Here is a 24,618-nt window from a genome sequence, read left to right as displayed (position 1 = left end):
GTCCTTCCACTTGGTCATTCTGACCGACGCGCAGAGCACCTTGTCGGTGCACCGGATCCCTGAGTGCATACAAGTGATGCATCAGGAAAGCTGAACAGCCAGCACTTAATGATCATAATTACCGATCAATTATGTATACAAAATTCCAGGCATGAGGCACCAAGCCGCCTAAACTCCAGGCTTCGGTGGTGAGACCAACATGGCTCACGGCCAGAATATCGCGAGCCCTGTCGTACGCGGAACAAGAACTGCATACAAAAATCCACAGTCTTGCTCAGAGCGCACTCCAATGAAACACGACGACTACAAGATCAAGCGGATCGATCCCAGCCTGTACAACGCCGACCTCGCGCCCCTCGCACCTGCCGAGCGCAAATGGGGCTGGTTCGAGATATTCAATGTGTGGTCCAACGACATCCAGAGCCTGTTCGGCTACACACTGGCCGCCACGCTGTTCATCAGTTATGGCCTCAACGGTTGGGCGGTACTGGCCGGCATCGTCGTCGCCGGCTTCATTGTCATGGGCCTGGTGCATCTCACGGGGAAACCCAGCGTCAAATACGGTATCCCGTTTCCGGTGATGGCCCGGGCGAGCATGGGCGTGCGCGGCGCGAACTTCCCGGCCGTGGTACGCGGCATCGTCGCGATCTTCTGGTACGGCGTGCAGACCTACTTCGCCTCGACGGCGGTGGCGCTGCTGATTCGTGCACTCATGGGCAGCGATCCACAAGCGGCGACCCTGCTCGGTCTGACTGCCATTGACTGGGTTGCCTATGTGATCGTCTGCGTGTTTCAGGTGGCGCTGTTCGTCCGCGGCGTCGACTGGGTGACGCGCTTTCTCAACTGGGCCGGCCCGCTGGTGTATCTGGTGATGATCGTGCTGATGATCGCCATCTGGTATCAGGCGGGGCCAAGCCTGCTCGGCGCCCTGGGCAGCATCTTCAGCGGCAGCGGTGAGCATGCCGGCGGGCCAATTGCCGCATTCGCGGCGGTGGTCGGCACCATGGTGGCCTACTTCGCCGCGGTGGTGATCAACTACGGCGACTTCGCCCGTTTCGTGAAGAGCGAACGGCAGATGCGCATCGGCAATTTCCTCGGCCTGCCGGTAAGCCTGGCGATCTTCTCGCTGATCGCGCTGGTGATCACCGCCGGAACCGTTGTGGTATTCGGGGAAACACTGACCAACCCCACCGACATCGTTGCGCGTATCGACAACGTCACCCTGACGGTAGTCGCTGCCATCACCTTCTTTGCGGCCACGGTCGGCATCAATCTGGTCGCCAACTTCATCCCGCCGGCCTATGACATCGCCAACCTGGCGCCTGCCAAGATCAGCGCGCGCACCGGCGGCTTCATCACCGCGGCCATCGCGTTCTTCATCGGCGCGCTGTGGGTGGCCTTCATCAGCGAAGTGGGTATCGCCGCCTTCGTCGATACGCTCGGTGCGGTGCTGGCGCCGCTCTACGGCATCATCGTTGCCGACTATTACCTGGTACGCCGTCAGCACCTCGATCTGCAACAGCTGTTCTCCGCCGAGCGCACCGGGATCTACAACTTCAATGCCGGCTGGAACCGTAAGGCGATGATTGCCTTCGGCGTCAGCGCGGTGTTCTCGGTGGCCTCGGTCTGGATGCCTGGGCTGGAAAACCTGTCCGGTTTCGCCTGGCTGCTGGGTGCACTGTTCGGTGGGGTACTGCACTACATACTGATGCGTAACCAGCACCTGGCGGCCAGCCCGGTGCAACCCGCTCCGCTGGGCTGACGGAGCCTTCGCAAGAGGTCGGACATGTTAGAGTGTCCGGCCTTTTTTCATTGTTCAGAGCCTGTAGATGGTGCAATCCATCCTCGACGACCTGCTCACCGTCCAGCGCATCAGCGCCGTCCCGGCCATCCTGCAAGTCGTCAGCGAAACGACCGGCTTGCGTTTCGCTGCGGTCGCCCGGGTTACCGAAACCTCCTGGACAGCCTGCGCCGTGCTCGATCGCATCGAGTTCGGCCTGAAGGTTGGCGGCGAACTCGACGTCACTACCACGCTATGCAGCGAAATCCACACCTCGCAGCAGCCGATCATCATCAGTCAGGTCAGCGCCGATCCCGACTACTGTGATCATCACACGCCACGGATGTACGGCTTCGAAAGCTATATCTCGGTGCCGGTGCTGCGCGTCGACGGCAGTTTCTTCGGCACGCTCTGCGCGCTCGATCCCCTGCCGTGCGATCTTTCCAGCCCGACGACACGGGCGATGTTCGAATCCTTTGCACGCCTGCTGACATTGCAGATCGATGCCGAGGAGCAGCAGCAGGCCACGCGCGCGGCACTTTCCAACGAGCGCACCACCGGCCACCAACGCGAACAGTTCATCGCCCTGCTCGGTCACGATCTACGCACGCCCCTGGCTTCGATCCTGGCCGCCAGCGATCTGTTGGTACGCCGCTCCAGCGAACCGGGCACGCAGCAGCTCGCCGAGCATGTGCGTGCGTCCAGCCAGCGCGCTTCGCGGATGGTCGACGACCTGCTGGATTTCGCACGCGGGCAACTGGGCAACGGCATACCACTGAACTGGACGGCCGCAGCCAACCTGCACCTCACGCTGTTGCAGGTGGTCAACGAGCTGCGTACCGCCCACCCGCGCCGGGTGCTGCTCGAACGTCTGCCCGAACTGGAACTGTTTGACTGCGACCCGGACCGCATTGCCCAGCTGCTGGCGAACCTGATCACCAATGCACTGCACCATGGCGCCAGCACGGGACCGGTGATAGTGACCGCGCAGACCCACGACAGCCGATTCGAACTGACGGTGCACAACTGCGGTACGCCGATACCGCCGGAGCGGCTCGAGCGGCTGTTTCACGCTTACTCGCAAGAAGATGACACGTCGCGCAACGGGCTGGGGCTCGGGCTGTTCATCGTCGATCAGGTGGCGCAGGCCCATGGCGGCAGCATGCACGTCAGTTCCAGTGCCGAGGCAGGCACGACCTTCACCTTCTCGATGCCGATCCGTCGCGACTGATCAACGCAGCTGGCTGTCCTTGCTGCCACGTCGGTTGTAGCCGCTGAACTTGGCGTCTTCCTTGTCCCGCTCGACCTGGCACTTGATGCACAGCCGGACGCCCGGTACGGCCTGACGCCGAGCCTCGGGGATCTTCTCTGCGCACTCTTCGCAGTGGCTCAGGCTCTCACCATGCCCCAGCCGACTGCGCGCTCGCTGCACGGCATCTTCGACGGTGCTGTCGATCTGCTCTTGTACCGCGCCCTCGTTTGCCCACCCGGTGGCCATCGCAACCTCCTCCGCCTGTCCAGACCGCTGCCGCGGGATATGCACATTCGAACCATATCCGCGCCAAGCGTTTCAACGATGCGACCAGAGCGCGCCGGATTTCCGCCTCGCCAGCGCGCCGGCACCGCCTGTCGATCTACTGGCGCCAAATCGACGAGTGGGGCTCGCCGGCAGACTGCTTTGACTATCCTTCGGCCCGAATACCGGGAAGGCCGTGCCTGCCGCTGCGCTGGAGCGCTCTGGCCTGGCCTTTCCAACTCGCGGTCGTCACTGGTCGGCCTGCCACACATCACCAGTGAAGCGGTGTATGGACAACAGATATCTGATAGCGCTGGCCATCTTGCTTGGCGGCTGTGCCAGCCAACCGGAGGTGGTCGAGCGCGAGATCGGCCAATTCGATCTCAAGCTCGGCACGGCGCCCACCCGCAGCATGGCGCAGGGCCTGGTACAGCCGACGACCGCCAGCACCTTTCGCGGTGGCCTGGATCTCACCCATGACAGCGGCGTGTATGTCGGTCAGTGGTCGCCTAGCGTTGGGATTTTCGACGGCAGCCAGCTTGAGCTCAACAGCTACGTCGGCTATGCCCAGCCACGCCTCGACGGCTCGGCGGGCTATGAGCTGGGGGTGATCCGCTACAGCTTCCCGGAAGTCGAAACGCGGAATCGCGAGGAGTACTACGCCGGCGTCAACCTCGGCGGCAGCCGTCTGGGCGGGGCGATGAGCAGTTCGCTGGGACGAACGGACAGCACGCTGTTTCTCGAGCTAGGAGCGCTGCGGCCATTCGATGTCGGGGTACGGATGAAGTACGCCAGCCACTCGATGGACAGCCCCATGTACCACCCCGGCGGCAGCGTGCGGGTATTCAACGACTGGTCGCTGAACCTTTCCCGCTCGCTGCTGGGCATGCAGATGGACCTGTCCTACAGCGACTCGAGCCTGCGCGGCGCGCAGTGTGGCGTCTACTCGGGGCAGAACGCCTATTGCGAAGGTTTCATGATGTTCAAGGCCGAACGCTCGTTCTTCTGAGCGCCCGAACTGCTTCAGCCCTGGCGGAAACGCAGCTGTGCGTGACCGACGGCCAGCAGGAAGGCGGCCGCAGCGAAGCCGTAGAGCAGGCCGAGATTGCCGTCCTGGAACAGCCAGGAGCCCAGTACCGGCCCGGTGGCCATGCCCATGAAGCGGAAGAAGTTGTAACTGCCCACGGCAGTCGCGCGGTTCTCTGGGTAGAGGTCCATCAGCAGGCTGGTCTGCACCGGCAGCGATAACCCGAGAAACAGGCCGAAAGCCGTCACTGCCACCACCAGCGCGCCGAGCGATAACTGTGCGACGGCCAGGAACAGCAGCAGGCTGAGCGCATTGAACAGCGCGGTGAGCAACAGCACCGGCCGCGGCTGCCAATGGCCTAACAGCCGCCCACCGACAAAGCTGCCAAGCACCACCGCAATCGACAACGGCAGGAACACCAGCCCCTTCTCACTCGCGCTCAGGCCGTAGCTGCTGTCGAGCAACCTCGGCATGAACACCAGATAGTTATAGAAGGCGTAGTACTGCACGAAGCTCAGCAGCATGATCGCCAGACCCTGACGATTGCCCAGCACTTCCAGATACTGCACCGGATGGAAAGCACGCGGCTCAACCCCGGCCGGGCGGGTTTCCTTGAGCCAGATGGCATTGCTCAGCAGGGCCGCCACGCCGACACAGGCCAGCAGCAGGAACACATAATGGAAATCCACATGCTCGCCGACGAAACCGCCCACCACCGGGCCGAGCACCGGGCCCAGCGCCACCATCATCTGGAACGAGCCCATCGCCCGGCCGCGCTCGGCACCTTCGAAGCGGTCGCCAATCACCGTAACCGCCACCACCGCACCCGCTGCGATCCCCACTGCCTGCAAGGCGCGAAAGGCCAGTAGCGTCTCGATGCTGTTGGCCAGAAAGCAGCCCAGCGACGCGACGATGTAGATGGCCAGGCCAGCCAGCAACGTAGGCTTGCGCCCCGTGCGATCCACCAGCGGGCCGTAGACGATCTGCATGAAGGCGAGCACGAAGGTGAAGATCGAGATGCTCAGGTTGATCAGGAACGGCGTGGTGCGCAGGGCCGCACCAAGCTCCGGCAGGATCGGCGCGTAAACCGTCTGGGTGAAGGGCCCCAGAAAGGCAGCGAAGGCGACCATGAAGGTCAGTAGACGTGGGCTCATCAGGGCTCCGTTGGCAACAATGGCGCTGCGGCTCGCGGCGCCGCAGCCGACGGTCGTTCACTCCGTCCGGCAGCGGCAGCGGCAGCGCAGCTACGGTTACTCCTTGACCTGCATGTACTCCTCGGCCCAGACGACGTATTCGTCCGCGGTGGAGTATTTGACCGACAGCTGCGAGGCGTTCAGGTCCAGCGCATCGACTTGGCGCTGCTCGCGCAGGCAGTCGTAGGTCGCCTTGATCGCCGCGAAGTAGGCGGCGTGGCCGTTGACCACAATGCGCACGCCGAGCGCTGCCAGCCGCGCGTTGTCGCGCAGGTTGGGGTTGCCGTAGGTGACCAGCATGAGCGGTTTGCTGAGCTGGCTGGCGATGCTTTCCAGGTGGTCGAAATCCTCGATGCCAACCAGGCAGATGGCATCGGCACCGGCCTTTTCATAAGCCTGGGCGCGCGCGATCACTTCCTCGAAGCCGATCACCCCGGCGTTGGTACGACCGATGATGGCCATTTCCGGGTCGACCCGGGCTTCCAGCGCCGCACGAATCTTGCCGACTGCCTCGAACATGCCGATGAGGTCGGTGGAGCGGCGACCGAATTTGGGCGGCAGCAGGGTGTCCTCGATGGTCAGCGCGGAGATGCCGGCGCGCTCCAGTTCGGAGACGGTGCGCATCACGTTCAGCGCATTGCCGTAGCCATGGTCGGCATCGGCCAGCACCGGCAGCTGGGCGACGCGGCAGATGCGCGTGGCCTGTTCGACGAACTCGCTGAGGGTGATGAGGTTGAAGTCCGGCGCGGCAAGTACCTGCAGCGAGGCCACCGAACCACCGAGGATGCCGACTTCGAAGCCGAGGTCGGCGGCAATTCGCGCGGACATCGGGTCGAACACCGAAGCGGTGTGGAAGCAGCGGTCGGCGTTCAGCAGCTCGCGAAAGTTGCGGCGCAGGTCGTTGTGGGAAAGTCGCGGCATATAGGCTCCATGGGTGCACGCAAGGGTCGAATCGCCCTGTCTTTTCATTTCAGTATTGTTGAGAAGCTGTCTGGCCGGTCGAATGGCACATGCTGGCTGCTTATCCTTCGACCGGGCCCTGGCGGCGCTGCACATAGGCCATGCACAGGCCGCTGGCGATGATCACCGCCATACCGAGCAGCGCACCGGCATCCGGTGCGTGATCGAAGACGACATAGCCGACCACCCCGGCAAAGACGATCTGGCTATAGGTGAACGGTGCCAGGGTCGCCGCACTGGCGAAGCGAAACGCGTTGGTCAGCAGCAGATGCCCAAGCATCGCCATGCCGCCGAGGCCCGCCATCATCAGCGCATCGTGCAGCGTTGGCGTCTGCCAGTTGAAGATCACCAGCACGCTCATGGTCACGCAGCCGACCAAGCTGGTCAGGTAGTTGCTGGTTACCGGGTGATCGGTACCGGCCAGGCGTCGCGTCACCAGCTGGTAGACGGTGAACGACAGCGCCGCGCCCAGCGGCAAAAGCGCAGTCGGGGTGAACAGCGCCGAGCCCGGTCGAACGATGATCAACACACCAAGCAGGCCGAAACCCACCGCGATCCACTGGCTGGGGTTGATCCGCTCGCCCAGCAGTGCCGAGGCGATGGTGACCAGCACCGGGGTCAGAAAGATCACCGCGGTCGCTTCGGCCAGCGGAATGTAGTGCAGCCCGCTGATGAACATCAGGCTCACGCTGACCAGGCTCAGGCCGCGCAGCAGCTGCGGCCAGGGTCGCAATGTACGGAATACCCGCTGGCCCATGCGCGGCGCGAACAACGCGGTCATCAGCACGGTCTGCGCGACATAGCGCGCCCAGATGACGAGAAACACCGGATAGATTTCCGAGAGATGCTTGGCCAGCCCGTCATGGCTGGCCAGCAGCAGACACGACAGCAGTATCAGCAGGACGCCATAGAGCGGGTGGTGGTGATCGTTCAACGCAGGCCTCGGTCCACTTGTTAGCAGGCTAACCATTATGCCTGTCATGGCTTCGCCCTGCTGTACCAATTAGCTGAACGCCCTCGCATCCGAGCTGCTTGTCAATGCGTCACTAAGCCTCCCGAGCCGCTCGATGGTAAGCAGTGCAACGCCGCTTCGCGTATGATCGCCGGCTTTTTGCCGAGCCGCGCGGCGTTTCGCGGCATTCGAGTGAAGTCGTGATGTACCAGTTGAGAGCGATGCAGGAACGCGATATCCCTGCCGTCCTGGCGATCCAGGAACAGTCGTATGCCGCTGAGGTCCTGGAAGACGAGGCGGTGATCCGCTCACGCCTGGCGGCGTTCGCGCAGCTGGCGTGGGTGGCCGAGGATGCCGAGGGCGTCTGCGCCTACCTGTTCGCCTATCACTCGCAACTGGGCAAGGTCACCCCGCTGGACGGCGAGTTCTGCACTGACGGCGAAGCCGACTGCCTTTATCTGCACGACCTGGCCGTAGCCGGACGCGCAGCGGGCCGCGGCATCGGCCCGGCGCTCGTTCGGCACAACTTGCAGCAAGCCAGCGCGGCACGCCTGCGCTATTCGGCGCTGGTCTCGGTGCAGGATTCCACGGGCTTCTGGTCGCGCCTGGGCTACCAGGCCCACGACGAACTCGACCCGCCGCAAGCCGGCAATCTGGCCAGTTACCAGATCCCTGCGGTGTATATGGTGCGCAGCCTGCACCAATAAGGCGCACAGCCTTTCACCCACCTTGGCGAGCGCACCTTAATGGTGCGCGAACAGCCCCAATATCAGGCACGCTTGCCCGCCAGCCGCCGCCAGCGGTGCGCGCGGCATGGGTTGGCAAGCCACTTGCTCTTGTTCCGGAAACGATCCGACCGGAACTCTGCTCATGCTGGTGATTCGCCAACGCATCGACGCCCGCCCCGAATGGCAGGCTGAACTCGAACTGACCTACGACGCACGCAGCAAGAGCCGCCTGCGCTGCTTCAGCAGCGCAGGTGAGGAAGTCGGCCTGTTCCTCGAACGCGGCCAGGCGCCATTGCGCGACGGCGAATGCCTGCTCGCCGGTGACGGTCGCGTTGTGCGCGTGCGGGCTCGGCCCGAACAACTGCTCCACGTCACCTGCGCCAGCGCGTTCGAGCTGACCCGCGCGGCCTATCACCTGGGCAACCGCCATGTCGCCCTGCAGGTCGGCGACGGCTGGCTGCGTCTGCTCGACGACTATGTACTCAAGGACATGCTGCTGCAGCTGGGCGCCAGCGTCGAACACATCGAAGCGCCGTTCCAGCCCGAGCATGGCGCCTATGGCGGCGGCCACCATCATTCCCATGCCGGCGAGGCGGAGTTCAGCTACGCACCACGCTTGCACCAGTTCGGCGTGCGTACGTGAGCACGCAAGCTTCCCCTGCTGTTATCAGCCCGTTGAACCTGGCCTGGGCGCTGCTCAGGCTGGCCAGCCCGCAGCTGCCCATCGGCGGCTACAGCTACTCACAGGGCCTGGAAATGGCGGTGGAGAACGGCCAGGTAGCAGACCCGGCCAGCGCGCGCCGTTGGCTGGAAGATCAACTACTGCTCAACCTTGCGCGCTTCGAGGCGCCACTGCTGCTTGCGCATTGCGAAGCCGCCGCACAGGACAACTGGCCACGCCTGTTACAGCTCGCCGCGGAGCACCGCGCCAGCCGCGAAACCCGCGAGCTGCAGCTGGAAAGCCGGCAGATGGGTTATTCCCTGACGCAGCTGCTCGATGGCCTGCCGGAACTCGACCAACCGGCACGTGACTGTTTTGCCGCTGCCGGCGAGCCGGGCCTGGCCATGGCCTGGGCACTCGCGGCCCGTGCCTGGCAGATCACACCGGCCGATGCGCTGGCCGCCTGGTTCTGGGGCTGGCTGGAAAACCAGCTGGCGGTTCTGATGAAGACGCTGCCGCTGGGACAGCAGGCGGCGCAGCGATTGACCTCGCAGCTGGTGCCCACTCTGACTCAGGCGCAGCAGCTCGCCAGGGAGTTGCCGGAGCGGGACTGGGGCAGCGCGCCGTTTGGACTGGTGCTGACCAGCATGGCGCATGAGCGGCAGTACAGTCGGTTGTTTAGGTCATGAGCGGATCGAGTCCGGCTTTGCCGTGCGCGTCTGTAGGAGCGAGCGCTGCTCAAGAACCCGATGGTCACTCGTGGCGCACGGTGTTCACCGAACCAATGCGAAGGAATCTTGGCCGCGAAACTGTTGGCTTTCTGCTTGAGTGCCGGAGCGCCGCACTTTCCTCGGCGCAACCTGTAGTCCCAGCCGAGGAAAGCGCGGCGCCTGACAACGCTGCGTACGCCACCATCCAAGCCCGAAATTTATCCAAGGCGCTCTGCGCCTTGCGCGGCGCTACGCAGAGCGCGGCTACGATCATCACCCTCACCCAACGAATCCCCCCTGCCCCGATCGGCAGCAGCACCCCCTTCGCATCAACCCCAAGGCAGCTACACCGCCTTCCAGAGGAGAACATCCATGAACACCCAACCCCTGCGCGTCGGCATCGGCGGGCCGGTCGGCTCCGGCAAGACGGCGCTGACCCTCGCCCTTTGTCTGGCCCTGCGCGACCGCTACAACCTCGCCGTGGTCACCAACGATATCTACACACAGGAAGACGCCCAGTTCCTGGTGCGCAACGAGGCCCTGGCCCCGGAGCGCATCATCGGCGTTGAGACCGGCGGCTGCCCACACACGGCAATTCGCGAAGACGCCTCGATCAACCTGGAAGCCGTCGAGCAGCTCAACCGGCGTTTTCCCGGGCTGGACCTGATCATCGTCGAATCCGGTGGCGACAACCTTTCGGCGACCTTCAGCCCGGAGCTGTCGGACCTGACCATCTACGTGATCGACGTATCCGCTGGCGACAAGCTGCCGCGCAAGGGTGGTCCAGGCATCTGCAAATCAGATCTGCTGGTGATCAACAAAGTCGACCTGGCGCCCCTGGTCGGCGCCTCGCTGGAGGTCATGGACCGCGACACCCGCAAGATGCGTGGCGACAAGCCTTTCGTCTTCAGCAACCAGAAAGTCGGCCAAGGTCTGGACGAGATCATCGCCTTCATCGAGAAACAGGGAATGCTCAGCGCCGCCTGACCCGCGCTCACTCAAGGGCGAAGACGCGTGGCTTCGCCTACCAAACGGAACCTGACCGAGCGACGACTCGGCCCCGCTATTAACCATGCAACCAGAGGGAATCGCATGAACGCTCAGAAAATCCTCGTTACCTCCGCCCTGCTGCTCAGCCCTGCTCTGGCCCTGGCCCACCCTGGCCATGACCACGCGGGCGTGATGTCCGGCATTGCCCACCCCATCTTCGGCCTCGATCACTTGCTGGCCATGCTCGCGGTCGGCTTGTGGGCAGCCCAGCAGACCGGCAAGGCCCGCTGGGCGCTGCCGCTGACCTTCGTCGCCACCATGCTGGTTGGTGGACTGGTTGGCTTCGCGGGCATCGAGATGCCATTGATGGAAACCGGCATTGCCGGATCGGTGCTGGCCCTCGGCCTGCTGGTTGCGCTGGCGGTACGGCCGCCGCTGGTTGTTGCTGCCGCGCTGACCGCACTGTTCGCCGCCAGTCATGGTGTCGCCCACGGCCTGGAACTGCCGGCACTGTCCAGCCCATGGGGTTATGCCGCTGGCTTCGTTGCTGCCACGGCCGCATTGCATGCCGCCGGTTACGCCATGGTGCGTTACCTGCCGCAGGCCGCCGCACCGCTGGTACGCATCGCCGGAGCGGCATCGGCGCTCACCGGCGCGTGGTTGCTGGCTGCCTAGGCCAACGTCCGCTTGATCGGCGCTGGGTTAGGTCATCGAATCGCGATGCCAACGGAACCCTGAGCGACATCGCGACCACAAACAGAGTGGCAGCGTTCTGCGGTGCGGCTTCAAACGCACCGCAGAGCCAAACTCCCAACTGACAAGGGGAGCAACTCTGATGACAACTCATCCTGCTCGCGGCTTTGGCTACTGGTCCCTGAAGGTATTCGCCGTAGCCCTCGCGCTCTTTGGCCTGGCGATGGCGGCGGGCGGCCTGTGGCTGGTCGCGCTTGGCGGCTCCTGGTATTACCTGCCTGCCGGCATCGGCATTCTTGCCTCCGGCGCCATGCTGTTTCTTCTGCGCATTCAAGGTGTCTGGCTCTACTGGCTGGTATTCCTGGCCACGCTTGCCTGGGCGCTGTGGGAAGTGGGCGCTCAGCCCTGGCCGCTGGTGCCCCGCCTGGTAGCCCCCACGGTCATCGCGCTGCTCACGCTGCTGTACGTCCCTACGCTTCGCCGCCACTCTAAGTGAGGTACAACCATGCGCCTCTGGTTTGCACTTGCCGCGCTAACATTTGGCTTGTCCAACATCCCCGATAGCCGTGCCCAGAACAGCCCCACCACCGTGCGGGCTACGGCCGCTTCCCCAGCGCCTTCGGACTGGACCTCGTACGGCCGGGACAATGCAGCGACCCGCTACTCGCCACTGCGAGAAATCACCCGCGAGAACGTCGATCAGCTGGAGCCAGCCTGGGTGTACCGCACCGGTGATATGCCTCCGGAACAGGTGGATGACAAATGGGCGCCGGAAACCACGCCGCTGAAAGTAGGCAACTCGCTCTATCTCTGCAGCGCCATGAATATCCTGATCGGCCTCGATGCAGCGAGCGGTCGCGAACGCTGGCGCTACGATCCAAAAGTACCGATCGATCACATTCCCTATTCGGCCGCCTGCCGGGGCGTGGCCTACTACGAAGTGCCTGATCCAGCGCCCGCGCAGGCCTGCGCGCGCCGGGTCATCGAGGGTACGCTGGATGCGCGACTGATAGCCGTGGATGCCAACACCGGCCAGCCCTGCCAGGACTTCGGCAACGCCGGCCAAGTCAATCTGCTCGAAGGCATGGGCGAAGCGGCGCCAGGCTATGTCGCCGTGACCTCGCCGCCCACCATCGTGCGAGACGTCGTGGTGGTCGGGCATCAGGTGCTCGACGGGCAGAAAGAGGACGCACCCTCCGGGGTGATCCGCGGCTACCACGCCGAAACAGGCGCGCTTGCCTGGGCGTGGGACATGGGCCGCCCGGGCGAGACCGGCCTGCCGCCGGAAGGCGAGCAATACACGCGCGGCACACCCAACGCCTGGACGATTTTTTCCGCGGACGACGAGCTGGGCCTGGTTTACATACCCATGGGCAATTCGGCTGTGGATTACTTCAGCGGCAACAGAGAAGAGTACGAACATCCGTACTCCACTGCGCTGGTCGCGATCGATGTAACCAGCGGCGAGGTCGCCTGGGTCTTCCAGACCGTGCACAACGACGTCTGGGACTACGACCTGGGCTCCCAGGGAACCCTTGCCGACTTCCCGATGGGTGACGGAACGAGCGTACCCGCCGTTATCCTGCCGACCAAGCAGGGCGATATCTACGTTCTGGACCGTCGAACGGGTGAGCCCCTGACCGAAGTCGAGGAGCGTCCAGTACCGGCAAGCAAGCTGCCGGATGAACAGTTATCTGCGACCCAACCCTTCTCGGTAGGCATGCCGACGCTCGCCAAAGCCAAGCTCACCGAGCGCGACGCCTGGGGCTTCTCGCCTTTGGATCAGCTCTGGTGCCGGATTCAGTTTCACCTGTCCGACTATGACGGCATCTACACGCCTCCGAACGTCGAGCGGCCCTTCATCCAGTATCCCGGATACAACGGCGGCAACGACTGGGGTGGTGGCTCGCTCGACCCCGAGCGCGGCATCTTTGTCGCCAACTACACCGACATCCCCATGCGCAATCAGCTGATTCACCGTGAGCAAGCCGACGAGCAGGGCATGGTTCCGCTGGGCGAGCCGGGCGGGACGACCGATTCCGGCGGGCCGGTGCCTCAGGCGGGGGCACCCTATGCGGTGTCGATCAAACCATGGCGCAACGGCTTGACCGGTATTCCCTGCACCCGGCCACCCTATGGCGGCATCATGGCAATCGACCTCGCCAGCCGGAAGGTGCTCTGGGACAAGCCACTGGGCACCGCGCGCAACAACGGCCCGTTTGGAATCCCATCTCGCCTGCCCTTCACAATCGGCACGCCCAACAACGGCGGAGCGGTGATCACGGCCGGCGGACTGATCTTCATCGCAGCCGCGACCGACGACCTTATCCGCGCCATTGATATCGATACGGGTGAAGTCGTTTGGCAGGACGTGCTGCCCGCTGGTGGGCAGGCCACGCCGATGACCTACGAGACCAACGGCCGCCAGTACCTGGCCGTTTTTGCCGGCGGCCACCATTTCATGGAAACCAAGATTGGTGACTACCTCGTGGTCTACAGCCTGCCCACCAAAGGCGACTCCGACGTGACTGAAACCCTGGAGGATTGATCAGCGGAACGGCGGCTCGTCGAAGCTGCGCAGCTTGCGCGAATGCAGCGAGTTGAGCTGACTGCGTAGCAGATCGAGCGCGGTGATGCCAATTTTCAGATGCTGGGTCACGGCCCGCTCGTAGAACGCATTGGCCGAGCCAGGCAGCTTGATCTCGCTGTGCAGCGGCTTGTCCGACACACAGAGCAAGGTGCCGTAGGGCACCCGCAGGCGGTAGCCCTGGGCGGCGATGGTGCCGCTTTCCATGTCCACGGCCACGGCACGCGACAGGTTGATCAACGGTCGCTCCTGCGCCCAGCGCAGCTCCCAGTTGCGGTCGTCATAGGTCAGTACGGTGCCGGTTCGCAGGCGCTTCTTCAGTGCTTCACCCTGCTCGCCAGTAACCGTGGCGGCGGCCTCCTGCAACGCCTGCTGCACCTCGGCCAGCGCCGGCAGCGGAATGTGCGGCGGCAGTACGCGGTCGAGGATGCCATCGCGGCGCATGTAGGCATGGGCGAGCACGTAGTCGCCGATCGACTGCGACTGCCGCAAGCCGCCGCAGTGGCCGATCATCAACCAGCAGTGCGGGCGCAGCACGGCGAGGTGGTCGGTGATGTTCTTGGCATTGGATGGCCCGACGCCAATGTTGACCAAGGTGACGCCATGGCCGTCGTCGGCCATCAAGTGATAGGCCGGCATCTGGTAGCGGTGCCACATCACGCCGCCGATGATCGCCTGCGCCTCGCCCTCCTCCATGCTGCGATCAATGATCACATTACCCGGCAGCACCATACGCACGAAGCGCGTGTCGTCACGCAGCATGTCGAGGCCGTGGCGGATGAACTGGTCGACGTAACGGTGATAGTTGGTCAGCAGGATCCACGGCTGCACGTGGCGCCAGTCACTGCCGGTGTAATGCACCAACCGGCGCAGCGAGAAGTCCACCCGCGCGCCGTCGAACAGCGCCAGTGGATAGGGGTCTGCGTGTTCCCAGTCGTAGAGCCCGTCGGCGATGTCATCAGTGGCGGCCGACAGGTCGGTGCTGGGGAAAACCCGCGCCAGCTCTGCAGCGGTCACACCGGTGCCGGCCAGCTCATCGCCCTGCTCGATCACATAGGGATAGGGAATATTGCGGTCGCTCATGCCGACCTCAACGGTGACGTTGAAGTCCTGGATCAGCGGTTTCAGCTGATCGAGCAAATAGGCACGGAATGCTGCCGGATGGGTCACGGTAACGCTGTATACACCGGGCGCCTGCACCTTGGCGTAGGCACGGGTGGAGGCGGGCACTTCGCCGTGGCACTCGTAGATCAGCCGCAGCTGCGGGTAGCGGAACAGGTTGCGTTCCTGGGCGCTCGGCTCGGTGCGGCTGGTCACGTAGCGTTTCAGTGCCTGGTTGAGCGCCCCCGTGGCGCGCTCGTGGAGTTCGGCAAGGTAGTCCACCGCAGCTTCGGCGCTGGTGGCAATGCGGAAAGTATCACCGGCTGGATTCATGCTGGATTCCTTGTTCATTCGTTGGAAACATCTTGCCTGCTCATCGATGACAGCGATAGCGCCGCGGGCGGGCCGTCATCCTTTGGAGTCGCGGCCAGCCGTTCGGCAAGTGCCTGCAGCGCACGTTGCAACACCACCAATCCAGGGGCCGCGCTGAGGCTCAGGCGTATGGCATCCGGCGCACCGGGGCCGACGGCGAATACGTCCGCGGCCGCACATTCGATGCCCGCCGCTAGCGCGATGCCTGCCAGCCCGGCTTCGCCGTCACCTGCGGTCAGCCACAGATGCGGCGAGGCGGTCCCCGATACCCTTGGTCCTAGCAGCTTGCGCGCCATCTTCCAGCGTCGCTCGACCTGCTGGCGTTGCCAGGCCAGCCGACGGGCTGCCGTGCCGTCCTCGAGCCACTCGCTCGCCAAGCGCAGGCACAGCGGCGAAAGCGCCCAGCCGGTGGCCTGTGCTTCCGGATCAATACGCACCAGCCATGGCTCAGGGGCCGCGATGAAACCGAAGCGCAGCCCCGGTGCGACGGTTTTCGACAGGCTGCCGACCAGCACGCTGCGCTCGCCCAGCAGCGCAGCCAGCGGCGGCTCGGCGCCGAGCGCACCGTAGACGTCGTCCTCGATGATCAGCAAGTCGTGTCGTCGAGCCAGCGCAGCAATCGCTTCGCGGCGAGAGCGGCCCATGCTGACGCCAGTGGGGTTCTGCATGCACGGCGTCAGCACGGCTACCCGCGCACCAGTGGCGCGGGCCAGACGATCGAAGTCCTCGGGCAGGACGCCCTGCTCATCCATCGCCACACCATGCAACGGCAAGCGCAACTGGCGAGCCGCGGCCTTGATCCCAGGCGAGGTCAGCGCCTCAACCAGGGCCGGTGCGCCCGGCTCGCATAGGCCCAGCAAGGCGGCGAAGACCCCTTGCTGTGCACCAGCACAGAGCAGCAGGCGTCCCGGCGGGATTTCCAGGCTGCGCCCGCGCAGCCAGCGACTGACCGCCAGGCGCCCTCGCTGCATGGATGCGGGCGAGGCGTAGCCCTGCAGTTCGGCGAGGTCAGTCGAAACGCCAAGCGCCAGCAGGCTGCGCGGCAGATCATGGTCGTGCGCATCGAGCACTGGCAGATTGGTCGAGAGATCGAGCCGTGTCGGCTGAGCATCCGGCTGTTTGAGCAGAAACAGGCTGGCCTCGCGGCTGCCGGCCAGCACGTAGGTGCCGCGACCGACCTCACCGCCCACCAGATGGCGCCGCGCCGCCTCCCGATACGCCTGCATGGCGGTACTCGGATTGAGCCCGAGCGCCCAGGCGAGTCGCCGCTGTGGCGGCAGGCGGTCACCGGGCTTGAGCACGCCACGCTCGATAGCTTGCGAAATGGCGTCGACCAATGCCAGGTAGCGCGGCTGATCGTTGTCGATGAGTTCAGGAAGCCACATTGCCTGCCATGCAATATAAGAATTTACCCACACAATGACCGCGCTCTAGGCTGTCGTCAAACAACCAGGAGCCGCCCATGTTCGAACTCACCGCCTTGCGCCAGGCCGCCGAGCTAATTGGCCGTCACGTCCCGCCAACCCCTCAGTACAACTGGCCGCTACTGAGCCAGCGGCTCGGTTGCGAGACGTGGGTCAAGCATGAGAACCACACGCCAACCGGCGCTTTCAAGGTGCGCGGCGGCCTGCTTTACGTCGACGAACTGCTCAAGCGTGAGCCGCAGCTGCGCGGCCTCATCAGCGCCACCCGCGGCAATCACGGTATCAGCCTGGCGATGGCTGCCCAGCGGGCCGGCGTGCCGCTGAAGCTGCTGGTGCCAGAGGGTAATTCGACGGAAAAGAACGCAGCAATGCGTGCCTGCGCGGCCGAAGTCATCGAATACGGTCGCGACTTCGACACCGCGCGCCAACACGCTGCCGACCTGGCCGCCCAGAGCGGCTGGCACTTTGTTCCCGCCCTGCATCCCGACCTGATCCGCGGCGTCGCCACCTACGCGTTGGAGCTGCTGGAAGCGGCACCGCCCCTGCGCCGTGTTTACGTGCCCATCGGCATGGGGTCGGGCATCTGCGGCATGATTCGCGTGCGTGATCTCCTGGGCCTGGATACCGAAGTCATCGGCGTCGTATCCCGTGCGGCGGACGTCTATGCGCAGAGCTTCGAACAGCGCCGAATCGTCTGCACCGAGACCGCCGACACGTTCGCCGATGGCCTGGCCTGCCGAATGCCGGCAACGGAAGCGCTGGCAATCATCAACCGGGGGGCGACCCGCATCGTGCGGGTCGATGATGTGGAGATTCGCCAGGCGATCGTCGCGTTGCACGAAGACACCCACAACACCGCCGAAGGCGCCGGGGCCGCCGCTCTGGCCGCCGCCATGCAGGAGCGAGAAGGCAACCGTGGACAACGCATCGCCGTGGTGCTCAGCGGAGCGAACATCGACCGCACGCTGCTCGCAGGAATACTGGCCAGCTAACGCCGATGCGATCAGTTGGTCGAAATGCACGCCTTGGCTGCTTCGTCGCGCATCCGTGCAGCCTGCAAGGCCCCGTGACTATCGACGCCATCAGACGCTGATCGAGACCGAAACCCCCGACAGGGGCGCCGCGGCGAAACCGCTGCCGAGGCCCCGTGCGATCTTCTCGCTGTCGTCGAGCTGCGCTTTTACTTCCGAGATACGCTCGCGGGAATCGGGATCGTCCGTATCACGGACGCTTTTGACGAGAGCCAGCAGAGCCTTGAGACGGCGTACGGCATCCTCGATCAGCTCCGCATCGGCGCCGCGCTGGCGCGTTTCAGCGGCGCTCGGCTGCTCGTCCTGCCGTGCCTGCTGCAGATTTTCCAGGTACAACTTCAGGGTCATCGCCGTTCGCGACGCCGCCTCGTCGACACCGTCTTCCTTCGTTGCTTCGGGCTGCTTGTCGGCGTCATCTTCCTGTGCGGCCTCCTGCGGCAGCGATGCCGCCTCCCCCTGCAGTCCGGACTGCTCAGCGGAACCCGCAGTGGCAGGCGCCGCGCCCTCCCCGGTGCCCGCTTGCTTGGTATCACCGCCTGAATCGCCGAGCACCTTGGCAGCCTGGCCTAGCGCCTTCGCCAATTCGCGAATTTCCCGCAGGACGCCTTTCGAGGCCAGCCCGCCGCTGACCAGCATCCGCAGCATCTTGATGCGCTCTTTGATGTCCTCGATGCGCCGACGCGCCGCTTCCTTCTTCGCGCTATCGGCCTCACGCATTGAGTTCGAAAGCGAGCGGGTGGCCTTGGCGGCCGAGAGCAATCGTTCGCGCGAGCGCTCGTTGAGCAACGTTCGGCTGGGCGACTCAGAGACCTGCTCCGCTTCGGCCGCAGATCGGGCTGGCACCCCGGTACGCGCGGTGTGGCGTGCAGCAGCGATCGAGGCGGAGATGGGCAGCGTCATGGCAAACCTCTGGGCAATGCCAGCTTGTCGGCCAGGGGCACGACAAACTTGAACCGCGCCGACCCTAGAAGGCCACGTACAGCGCGACAGCCGTTATCGGTACTTCTGCGCGGCGCCGAGCAACGGCCCGGCCGGTATCTCGTCACCAACGACGCCTGCCGTTCGAACCTCTGTCAAACCGGGAAACGATCCGGCTGAGGGAGCCACTTCCCCACGCCGACCTTCGCCGCCATACTCGCGCCCGCCCGGTACAGTGCTCAGACAGTAGAGCCCTGCGGTCCCGGAGCAGGACAATGACGGATACAGACAGGTAGGCATCATGCAGCTAACACGCCCAGAGACGAGCGCTCGTAGTCGCCTGGAACATTTCATCGAACGGCCAGCCGTTCAGCGCAGCATCCTGCTGCTGATCGTGATCAACGCCGTGATCCTCGGCATGCAGACTTCGGCTTCGCTGGTGGCAAGCTGGGGCGAGCTACTCCGTGTACTCGACATGCTGATCCTGGGCGTGTTCGTGGTGGAGATCGCCGCGCGCATCTACGTCCATCGTGCGGCTTTCTTTCGCGATCCCTGGAGCCTGTTCGATTTCATCGTGGTAGCCATCGCGCTGGTGCCCGCCAGCGGCCCGTTCAGCATCCTGCGCGCCCTGCGCGTGCTGCGGGTGATGCGCATGGTCACCATGGTGCCGTCGATGCGCCGCGTGGTGGGTGCGCTGTTGTCGGCAATTCCCGGCCTGGGTGCGATTGCAATGGTGCTGGCGCTGGTCTTTTACGTCTCCGCCGTGATCGCCACTGGCCTGTTTGCCGCCGAATTCCCCGAGTGGTTCGGCAACCTCGGCCGTTCGGTGTACACGCTGTTCCAGGTCATGACACTGGAAAGCTGGTCGATGGGCATCGTGCGTCCGTTGATGGAGGTATTCCCCTACGCCTGGGTGTTCTTCATCCCGTTCATCCTGATCGCCACCTTCACCATGCTCAATCTGTTCATCGCCATCATCGTCAACGCCATGCAGACGGTCACCGATGCAGATCATGAAGCCACCCAGGCGACCATCGAGGCGGCGCGCGAGCACATCGAGGCCGACCTGCATGAGGAGGTCCGCGCGTTGCGCGGCGAGATAGCCGAGCTCAAGGAACTGCTACGCGAGCAGACTCGCCGCTAGGCGAAACACCACCTGCTCCCGAATCACAGCTGCGGCGCGCTGCGCGCAAGCAAGGCGCCGATATCCAGCCCGCGCGGCAAAGTGCCATAGACGCGCCCAGGCCCTTCCAGGCGGCTGGCAATGAACGCATCCGACACGGCGGCGTTGCCCGCTTCGAGCAACAGCTTGGCCTGCAGGCCGATGGCGATATCTTCGGTCAGCTGGCGGGCGCGGTACTGGATGTCGTCGGTATCACCGAAGGCGCGCTGCAGCCGCTGGATATGTGCCCTGAGCCGAGCATCACCGTGTCCGTCGCCGAGCTCGGCGAATAGCACTTCGGGCACGCCCGGCTCCTTCGACAGCGCACGCAGCACGTCCAGGCACTGCACGTTGCCCGAGCCTTCCCAGATGGAGTTGACCGGCGCCTCGCGGTACAGCCGCGGCAGGATGGTTTCCTCGACATAGCCGGCGCCGCCCAGGCACTCGCTGGCCTCGGCGATCATGTTCGGCGCGCGTTTGCAGATCCAGTATTTGCCGACGGCGGTGACCAGCCGGGCGAACTTGTCTTCCTGTTCGTCCTGGCGGTTGTCCTGAGCACGGCCCATGCGCAGGGTCAGCGCCAGCGCCGCCTCGCTTTCCAGCGCAAGATCGGCCAGCACGTTGCGCATCAGCGGTTGTTCGAGCAGCACACGACCACCGACGCTGCGGTACGTGCAGTGATGCAGAGCCTGAGTCAGCGCCTGACGCATCAGCGAGCTGGAACCGATCATGCAGTCGAAACGGGTCGAGGAAACCATCTCGATGATGGTCGGCACGCCGCGCCCTTCTTCACCGACCATCCAGGCCAGCGCACCGCGGTATTCGACTTCGCTGGAGGCGTTGGCCCAGTTGCCCAGCTTGTTCTTCAGGCGCTGGATATAGAAGGCATTGCGCGTGCCGTCCGGCCGATGACGCGGCACCAGGAAGCAGGACAGCCCCTTGTCGGTCTGCGCCAGCGTGAGGAAGGCATCGCACATCGGCGCGGAGCAGAACCACTTGTGGCCGACCAGTTCATAGGCCTGCCCCGGCCCCGCGCCGCCGACCGGATGAGCGTGCGTAGTGTTGGCGCGCACGTCCGTTCCGCCCTGTTTCTCGGTCATCGCCATGCCGATGGTGACACCGGTCTTCTGCTCCATGGGCAGGTTGCGCGGGTCGTATTCACGGGCAAGGATCTTCGGCAGCCAGCGCTTGGCGAGGTCCGGCTGCAGGCGCAGCGCCGGCACGCTGGCGTAGGTCATGGTCAGCGGGCAGCTGCTGCCGGCCTCGGCCTGGTTGTGCAGGTACATCAGGGCGGCACGTGCCACCTGTGCGCCGGGCTGCGGCTCGCTCCAGGGCAAGGATGGGATACCGTGCTCGACGGCGGCGCGCATCAGCTCGTGGTAGGCCGGGTGAAACTCCACCAGGTCGATGCGATGGCCATAGCGGTCATGGCTCTTGAACACCGGCTTATGCTCGTTGGCGAGAAAGCCGGCCTGCATCAACGGACCGCCGGCGAGCGCACCGTAGCTATCCAGCCGCCCCTCCGCCCAGCCGGCGTGGTAGCGCTGCACCCATTGCTGCAGCGGCAGGTCGACACGGTAGAGGTTGGCACCGTCGAGAGGTGGCACCTGATTGGTGACCTCATGGGTTTCGGCGCAGGTCTGCAGGCTCATCTGAACGTTCCTCCTTCGATACCGAGGCCGCGGCGGCTGTCAGCAAGCGTAGTCGGCGCGCGCGATGGATCAGCAGTGAAACACGCGCTGCCGCGACGATTGAAGCGAGGTATCGGCCAAAAAGCTCCGCGCGTCAGGCAATCGGCGCGGATGGCGGAGTGGCTGGCGCCGAGCCGGCGGCCAGCCCGTCAGCAGGGTGCAGTGCAAAGCGCACGTGAATGCCGAAGCGGCTGCCCATGCCCGGTCGTGACTGCTGCTCGAGTTGCCCGCCGAGCAACTGGATCAGGCCGCGGCTGATCGCCAGGCCAATGCCGAGACCGCCATAACGGCGCGTCATCGAGCCATCCACCTGGCGGAACTGGTGGTAAAGGAAGGCCTGATCGGCATCGCTGAAACCGATGCCACTGTCGACGACCTCGACATTCAGCTGCAGCTGGCGCTGCTCGACCGCACCCGTGAAGCGCAGGTTCACGGCGCCACGTGAGGTGAACTTGACCGCGTTGTCGAGCAGATGGCAGATGCTCTGCTCCAGTTTTTCGCCGTCGCCATACACGCGATCAGGCAGCTGTTCGTCGAACTCGAGCTCCAAGGCCAAGCCTTTGTCCCTGGCCAGGCCATCGAACTGCTGGTGCAGCCGCCCCGCGGTCTGCCGCAGGCTGAAGCGCTGATCCTGCAGACGCAGCTTGCCGGCACGCAGTTCGCTGAGGACCAGAATATTGTTGACCAGGCGCATCATGTCGCGCGCCGAGCCGGTGGCGATGTGCTGATACTGCTGCAGTTCCTCCGGCGTTTCGGAGGCAGGCAAAAGCTCCAGCGCGCCCATCACCCCCATCATTGGCGTGCGCAGCTCGTGGCTGATGTTGGAGAGGAATTCATCCTTCAGGCGATTGCTCTCGGCCAGCTCGGCGTTGAGCTGCTGCAGCTCGGAGCGCGCACTTTCGAGGATCGTGGCGCGCTCGTCCTTCAGCGCGTTGATGCGATCGGCCAGTGCCATCGACAGCAGCACCACCTCCAGCGCGGCACCCAGCTGGCTGGCGTACATCGTCAGGAAGTTGTGCGGCAGATGCCCCAGCACCATCAGCGTATTGATCTGCCCACCGATGAGCAGTGCGCTCCAGGCGATGATGAAGTAGCGCGCGACACGCATGCCGCGCAGCCAGGCGAGGATGCCAGCAGCGAACACCGCCAGGGTGAACAGCAATGCCAGGGCAGTGGCCAGGCGCAACGAAAGGCCGTAGTCGGTGGTCAGCGCCAGCACCATCACTACCACGGAGAACGCGATGATCAGCCCGAGCAGCCGATTCATCCAGCGGCTGTGCTCGGCGGTGCGCAGGAAGCTGCGGGTGAACAGGCAACCGAACAGCCCGGTGGCACCTATCAGCAGCGGCGTCGCGGCGTTGGCCCACCAGGGCCGATCAGGCCAGAGAAACTGCACCCCCGCACCGTTCACCGAGACCTGATAGAGGCCAAACGCAGCGATGTAGAGGATGTAGAACAGGTAGCTGGGGTCCCGAATGCTGAAATAGATGAACAGGTTGTAGACCAGCATTGCCAGCAGCACACCGTAGATCATGCCCAGCACGTAGATGCGCCCCGGCTGCGCTTCGAGGTAGGCGTGCTGCGACCACAGACTCAGCGGGACCTGGATCGACCCTTCGCTCTGCACGCGCAGATAGGCCCGCTGCGGCTGGTTGGGCTGCAGTTCGATCTCGAACAGATAGTTGCCTTGGCGGATTTCGCGGCTGGCCCAGGGCTTGGTGTCGCCGGTATCGCGGGCCAGGCGGTAGCCGCCCTCGCCGTCGGTCAAGTAAAGCTGCAGGCTGTCCAGCGGTGGGTAGGCCACCTCCAGCAACCAGCGTTTCGCATCCTGTGCCAACCGGGGCTGGTAGTGCAGATCAACGCGCACCCAGTGCACGGAGCGGGAATACCCGGCGTTGAATACGGCGGCCTGATGCGTCTGAAAGCGGTTCTCGAAAGCCGCCGAGGCGATGTCTTCTATGCGCGCATCGCCGCGCGGGTCCTCGAACACTTGCATGACCTGGCCAAGCGGCAGGTGACGGGTGTGCTCGTCGAGTTCGACAGCAGCAGCCACGGCAGGCAGCAAAGCCAGAATGAGAAAGAAGACGTACCGCATGATGCCTCGTGCAGCCGGGCGGCGAATACGAATTCACGCCCCGTGAACCCTGCCACCCAGTCCGAAAACCAAAGTGCCAGCAATCTACCACAGCGGCGGTTGCCGCCGGAAAAGCGAATCGCTGGAGCCGTGACTAGCCGATAGCCGGCGACCGCAGCGGTGGCGGATCGACGCACAACTGCCGCGTCCCGCCAGCGCCGTTTGGTGATAAGCTCGCACGCCATGAAAAACCCTACTTCACGACCAGTCGTCCTCTGTCTTTCCGGCCATGATCCCAGTGGCGGCGCCGGTCTGCAGGCGGACATCGAAGCCCTGCTGGCGCAGGCCTGTCACGCTGCGCCGACCGTCACCGCACTGACCGTGCAGGACACCGTCAACGTCTCCGACTTCCGCGTGCTCGACCGCGAATGGGTGCTCGCCCAGGCCAATGCGGTGATCGCCGACCTGCCCGTCGCAGCGGTCAAGCTGGGCATGCTCGGCTCGGTGGAGATGGTCGAGACCGTCATCGAGATCATGAGCAAGCTGCCCGGTGTGCCGCTGGTCTGCGACCCGGTGCTGCGTGCCGGCGGTGGCGGCGCGTTGGGCAAGGGCGATGTCGGCTACGCCATGCGCGAGCGGCTGTTCCCGGTGTCGACCATCGCCACGCCGAACCTGCCGGAAGCCCGCATTCTTGCCGATCTGCCCGATGGCAGCGCCGATGAATGTGCCGAACGCCTGCTGCCACATATCCGCCACCTGCTGATTACTGGTGGTCACGGCGACGAAAGCGAAGTGCATAACCGACTCTATTGCAGTGACGGCAGCCGCCACGATTTCACCTGCGCACGCTTGCCGGGCAGCTACCACGGCTCCGGCTGCACGCTGGCCAGCGCCCTCGCCGGCCGCCTGGCACTTGGCGAAGCGCTGACCAGCGCGGTCAGGTCTGCGCTCGATTACACCTGGCGCACCCTGCGCGATGCCGAGGCGCCCGGCCACGGGCAATTCATCCCGCGGCGGTTGCCGCTGGATCTGGCCTGACTGGAGAGCA

22 protein-coding genes are annotated in these 24,618 nt (G+C 64.5%); 13 read left to right on the top strand and 9 right to left on the bottom strand.

Features of this window, described 5'->3' with window-relative positions:
* Window positions 1-289: 289 nt before the first annotated feature.
* On the top strand, window positions 290-1,762 hold the full coding sequence (locus SM130_RS02670; RefSeq protein WP_102824290.1) for an NCS1 family nucleobase:cation symporter-1: 1,473 nt from the start codon (window positions 290-292) through the stop codon (window positions 1,760-1,762).
* A gap of 67 nt (window positions 1,763-1,829) precedes the next feature.
* A complete protein-coding gene (locus SM130_RS02665) occupies window positions 1,830-3,011 on the top strand; it encodes a GAF domain-containing sensor histidine kinase (protein ID WP_102824289.1) in 1,182 nt (393 codons plus the stop codon).
* Here SM130_RS02665 and SM130_RS02660 read toward each other — a convergent pair whose 3' ends face one another.
* On the bottom strand, window positions 3,012-3,278 hold the full coding sequence (locus tag SM130_RS02660) for a DksA/TraR family C4-type zinc finger protein (RefSeq protein ID WP_102824288.1): 267 nt from the start codon (window positions 3,276-3,278) through the stop codon (window positions 3,012-3,014).
* A gap of 307 nt (window positions 3,279-3,585) precedes the next feature.
* Here SM130_RS02660 and SM130_RS02655 point away from each other — a divergent pair, with 307 nt between their 5' ends.
* Complete coding sequence (locus SM130_RS02655) at window positions 3,586-4,305, top strand: TorF family putative porin (RefSeq protein WP_102824287.1); 720 nt, start codon at window positions 3,586-3,588, stop codon at window positions 4,303-4,305.
* A gap of 14 nt (window positions 4,306-4,319) precedes the next feature.
* Here the strand turns inward: SM130_RS02655 and SM130_RS02650 are convergent, their stop codons facing one another.
* From SM130_RS02650 to SM130_RS02640, 3 genes are all read right to left on the bottom strand, one after another.
* Window positions 4,320-5,477 carry an MFS transporter gene (locus SM130_RS02650; protein ID WP_102824286.1) on the bottom strand — a complete coding sequence of 386 codons (1,158 nt, stop codon included), beginning with the start codon at window positions 5,475-5,477 and terminating at the stop codon, window positions 4,320-4,322.
* A gap of 96 nt (window positions 5,478-5,573) precedes the next feature.
* Window positions 5,574-6,437 (bottom strand): isocitrate lyase/PEP mutase family protein, encoded by an 864-nt coding sequence (locus SM130_RS02645; RefSeq protein ID WP_003283022.1) that lies wholly within the window; start codon window positions 6,435-6,437, stop codon window positions 5,574-5,576.
* Window positions 6,438-6,537: 100 nt separating this feature from the next.
* The gene (locus tag SM130_RS02640) at window positions 6,538-7,410 is read right to left on the bottom strand and encodes a DMT family transporter (protein WP_102824285.1); all 873 of its coding nucleotides are present in this window, start codon (window positions 7,408-7,410) and stop codon (window positions 6,538-6,540) included.
* Window positions 7,411-7,649: 239 nt separating this feature from the next.
* Between SM130_RS02640 and SM130_RS02635 the strand changes: the two genes are divergently transcribed.
* From SM130_RS02635 to SM130_RS02605, 7 genes are all read left to right on the top strand, one after another.
* The gene (locus SM130_RS02635) at window positions 7,650-8,135 is read left to right on the top strand and encodes a GNAT family N-acetyltransferase (protein WP_102824629.1); all 486 of its coding nucleotides are present in this window, start codon (window positions 7,650-7,652) and stop codon (window positions 8,133-8,135) included.
* A gap of 163 nt (window positions 8,136-8,298) precedes the next feature.
* Window positions 8,299-8,799, top strand: a complete 501-nt coding sequence (gene ureE, locus SM130_RS02630; RefSeq protein ID WP_102824284.1) for an urease accessory protein UreE — start codon at window positions 8,299-8,301, stop codon at window positions 8,797-8,799.
* 32 nt (window positions 8,800-8,831) lie between these two features.
* Window positions 8,832-9,506 carry an urease accessory protein UreF gene (locus SM130_RS02625; RefSeq protein WP_102824628.1) on the top strand — a complete coding sequence of 225 codons (675 nt, stop codon included), beginning with the start codon at window positions 8,832-8,834 and terminating at the stop codon, window positions 9,504-9,506.
* Between the two features lie 393 nt (window positions 9,507-9,899).
* Entirely contained in the window at window positions 9,900-10,514 is a 615-nt protein-coding gene (ureG, locus tag SM130_RS02620; protein ID WP_102824283.1) for an urease accessory protein UreG, read from the top strand.
* A gap of 105 nt (window positions 10,515-10,619) precedes the next feature.
* A complete protein-coding gene (locus SM130_RS02615; RefSeq protein WP_102824282.1) occupies window positions 10,620-11,192 on the top strand; it encodes a HupE/UreJ family protein in 573 nt (190 codons plus the stop codon).
* 160 nt (window positions 11,193-11,352) lie between these two features.
* Window positions 11,353-11,706: a glucose dehydrogenase gene (locus SM130_RS02610; protein ID WP_102824281.1), complete on the top strand. Its 354-nt coding sequence runs from the start codon at window positions 11,353-11,355 to the stop codon at window positions 11,704-11,706.
* A 9-nt stretch (window positions 11,707-11,715) separates the two neighbouring features.
* On the top strand, window positions 11,716-13,758 hold the full coding sequence (locus SM130_RS02605; RefSeq protein ID WP_102824280.1) for a pyrroloquinoline quinone-dependent dehydrogenase: 2,043 nt from the start codon (window positions 11,716-11,718) through the stop codon (window positions 13,756-13,758).
* Here the strand turns inward: SM130_RS02605 and amn are convergent, their stop codons facing one another.
* The gene (amn, locus tag SM130_RS02600; protein ID WP_102824279.1) at window positions 13,759-15,231 is read right to left on the bottom strand and encodes an AMP nucleosidase; all 1,473 of its coding nucleotides are present in this window, start codon (window positions 15,229-15,231) and stop codon (window positions 13,759-13,761) included.
* 14 nt (window positions 15,232-15,245) lie between these two features.
* The gene (locus tag SM130_RS02595; RefSeq protein ID WP_102824278.1) at window positions 15,246-16,655 is read right to left on the bottom strand and encodes a PLP-dependent aminotransferase family protein; all 1,410 of its coding nucleotides are present in this window, start codon (window positions 16,653-16,655) and stop codon (window positions 15,246-15,248) included.
* A 77-nt stretch (window positions 16,656-16,732) separates the two neighbouring features.
* On the opposite strand from SM130_RS02595, the gene SM130_RS02590 reads away from it, so the two are divergent.
* On the top strand, window positions 16,733-17,686 hold the full coding sequence (locus SM130_RS02590) for a threonine dehydratase (protein ID WP_102824277.1): 954 nt from the start codon (window positions 16,733-16,735) through the stop codon (window positions 17,684-17,686).
* Window positions 17,687-17,776: 90 nt separating this feature from the next.
* Here the strand turns inward: SM130_RS02590 and SM130_RS02585 are convergent, their stop codons facing one another.
* Window positions 17,777-18,625 carry a hypothetical protein gene (locus SM130_RS02585; RefSeq protein ID WP_102824276.1) on the bottom strand — a complete coding sequence of 283 codons (849 nt, stop codon included), beginning with the start codon at window positions 18,623-18,625 and terminating at the stop codon, window positions 17,777-17,779.
* A 319-nt stretch (window positions 18,626-18,944) separates the two neighbouring features.
* Here SM130_RS02585 and SM130_RS02580 point away from each other — a divergent pair, with 319 nt between their 5' ends.
* Entirely contained in the window at window positions 18,945-19,787 is an 843-nt protein-coding gene (locus SM130_RS02580; protein WP_102824275.1) for an ion transporter, read from the top strand.
* 23 nt (window positions 19,788-19,810) lie between these two features.
* Here SM130_RS02580 and SM130_RS02575 read toward each other — a convergent pair whose 3' ends face one another.
* A complete protein-coding gene (locus tag SM130_RS02575; protein ID WP_102824274.1) occupies window positions 19,811-21,457 on the bottom strand; it encodes an acyl-CoA dehydrogenase family protein in 1,647 nt (548 codons plus the stop codon).
* A gap of 133 nt (window positions 21,458-21,590) precedes the next feature.
* Window positions 21,591-23,591, bottom strand: coding sequence for a sensor histidine kinase (locus tag SM130_RS02570; RefSeq protein WP_102824273.1), 2,001 nt, complete (start codon window positions 23,589-23,591; stop codon window positions 21,591-21,593).
* Between the two features lie 222 nt (window positions 23,592-23,813).
* On the opposite strand from SM130_RS02570, the gene SM130_RS02565 reads away from it, so the two are divergent.
* Window positions 23,814-24,608 (top strand): bifunctional hydroxymethylpyrimidine kinase/phosphomethylpyrimidine kinase, encoded by a 795-nt coding sequence (locus tag SM130_RS02565; protein WP_102824272.1) that lies wholly within the window; start codon window positions 23,814-23,816, stop codon window positions 24,606-24,608.
* Window positions 24,609-24,618 lie beyond the last annotated feature (10 nt).

The sequence above is a fragment of the Stutzerimonas stutzeri genome, from assembly GCF_038561965.1.
GTDB classification, from domain to species: Bacteria; Pseudomonadota; Gammaproteobacteria; order Pseudomonadales; family Pseudomonadaceae; genus Stutzerimonas; species Stutzerimonas stutzeri_AA.
Note: the sequence above shows the minus strand (reverse complement) of the source record. Positions and strands in the feature narration are given on the sequence as shown.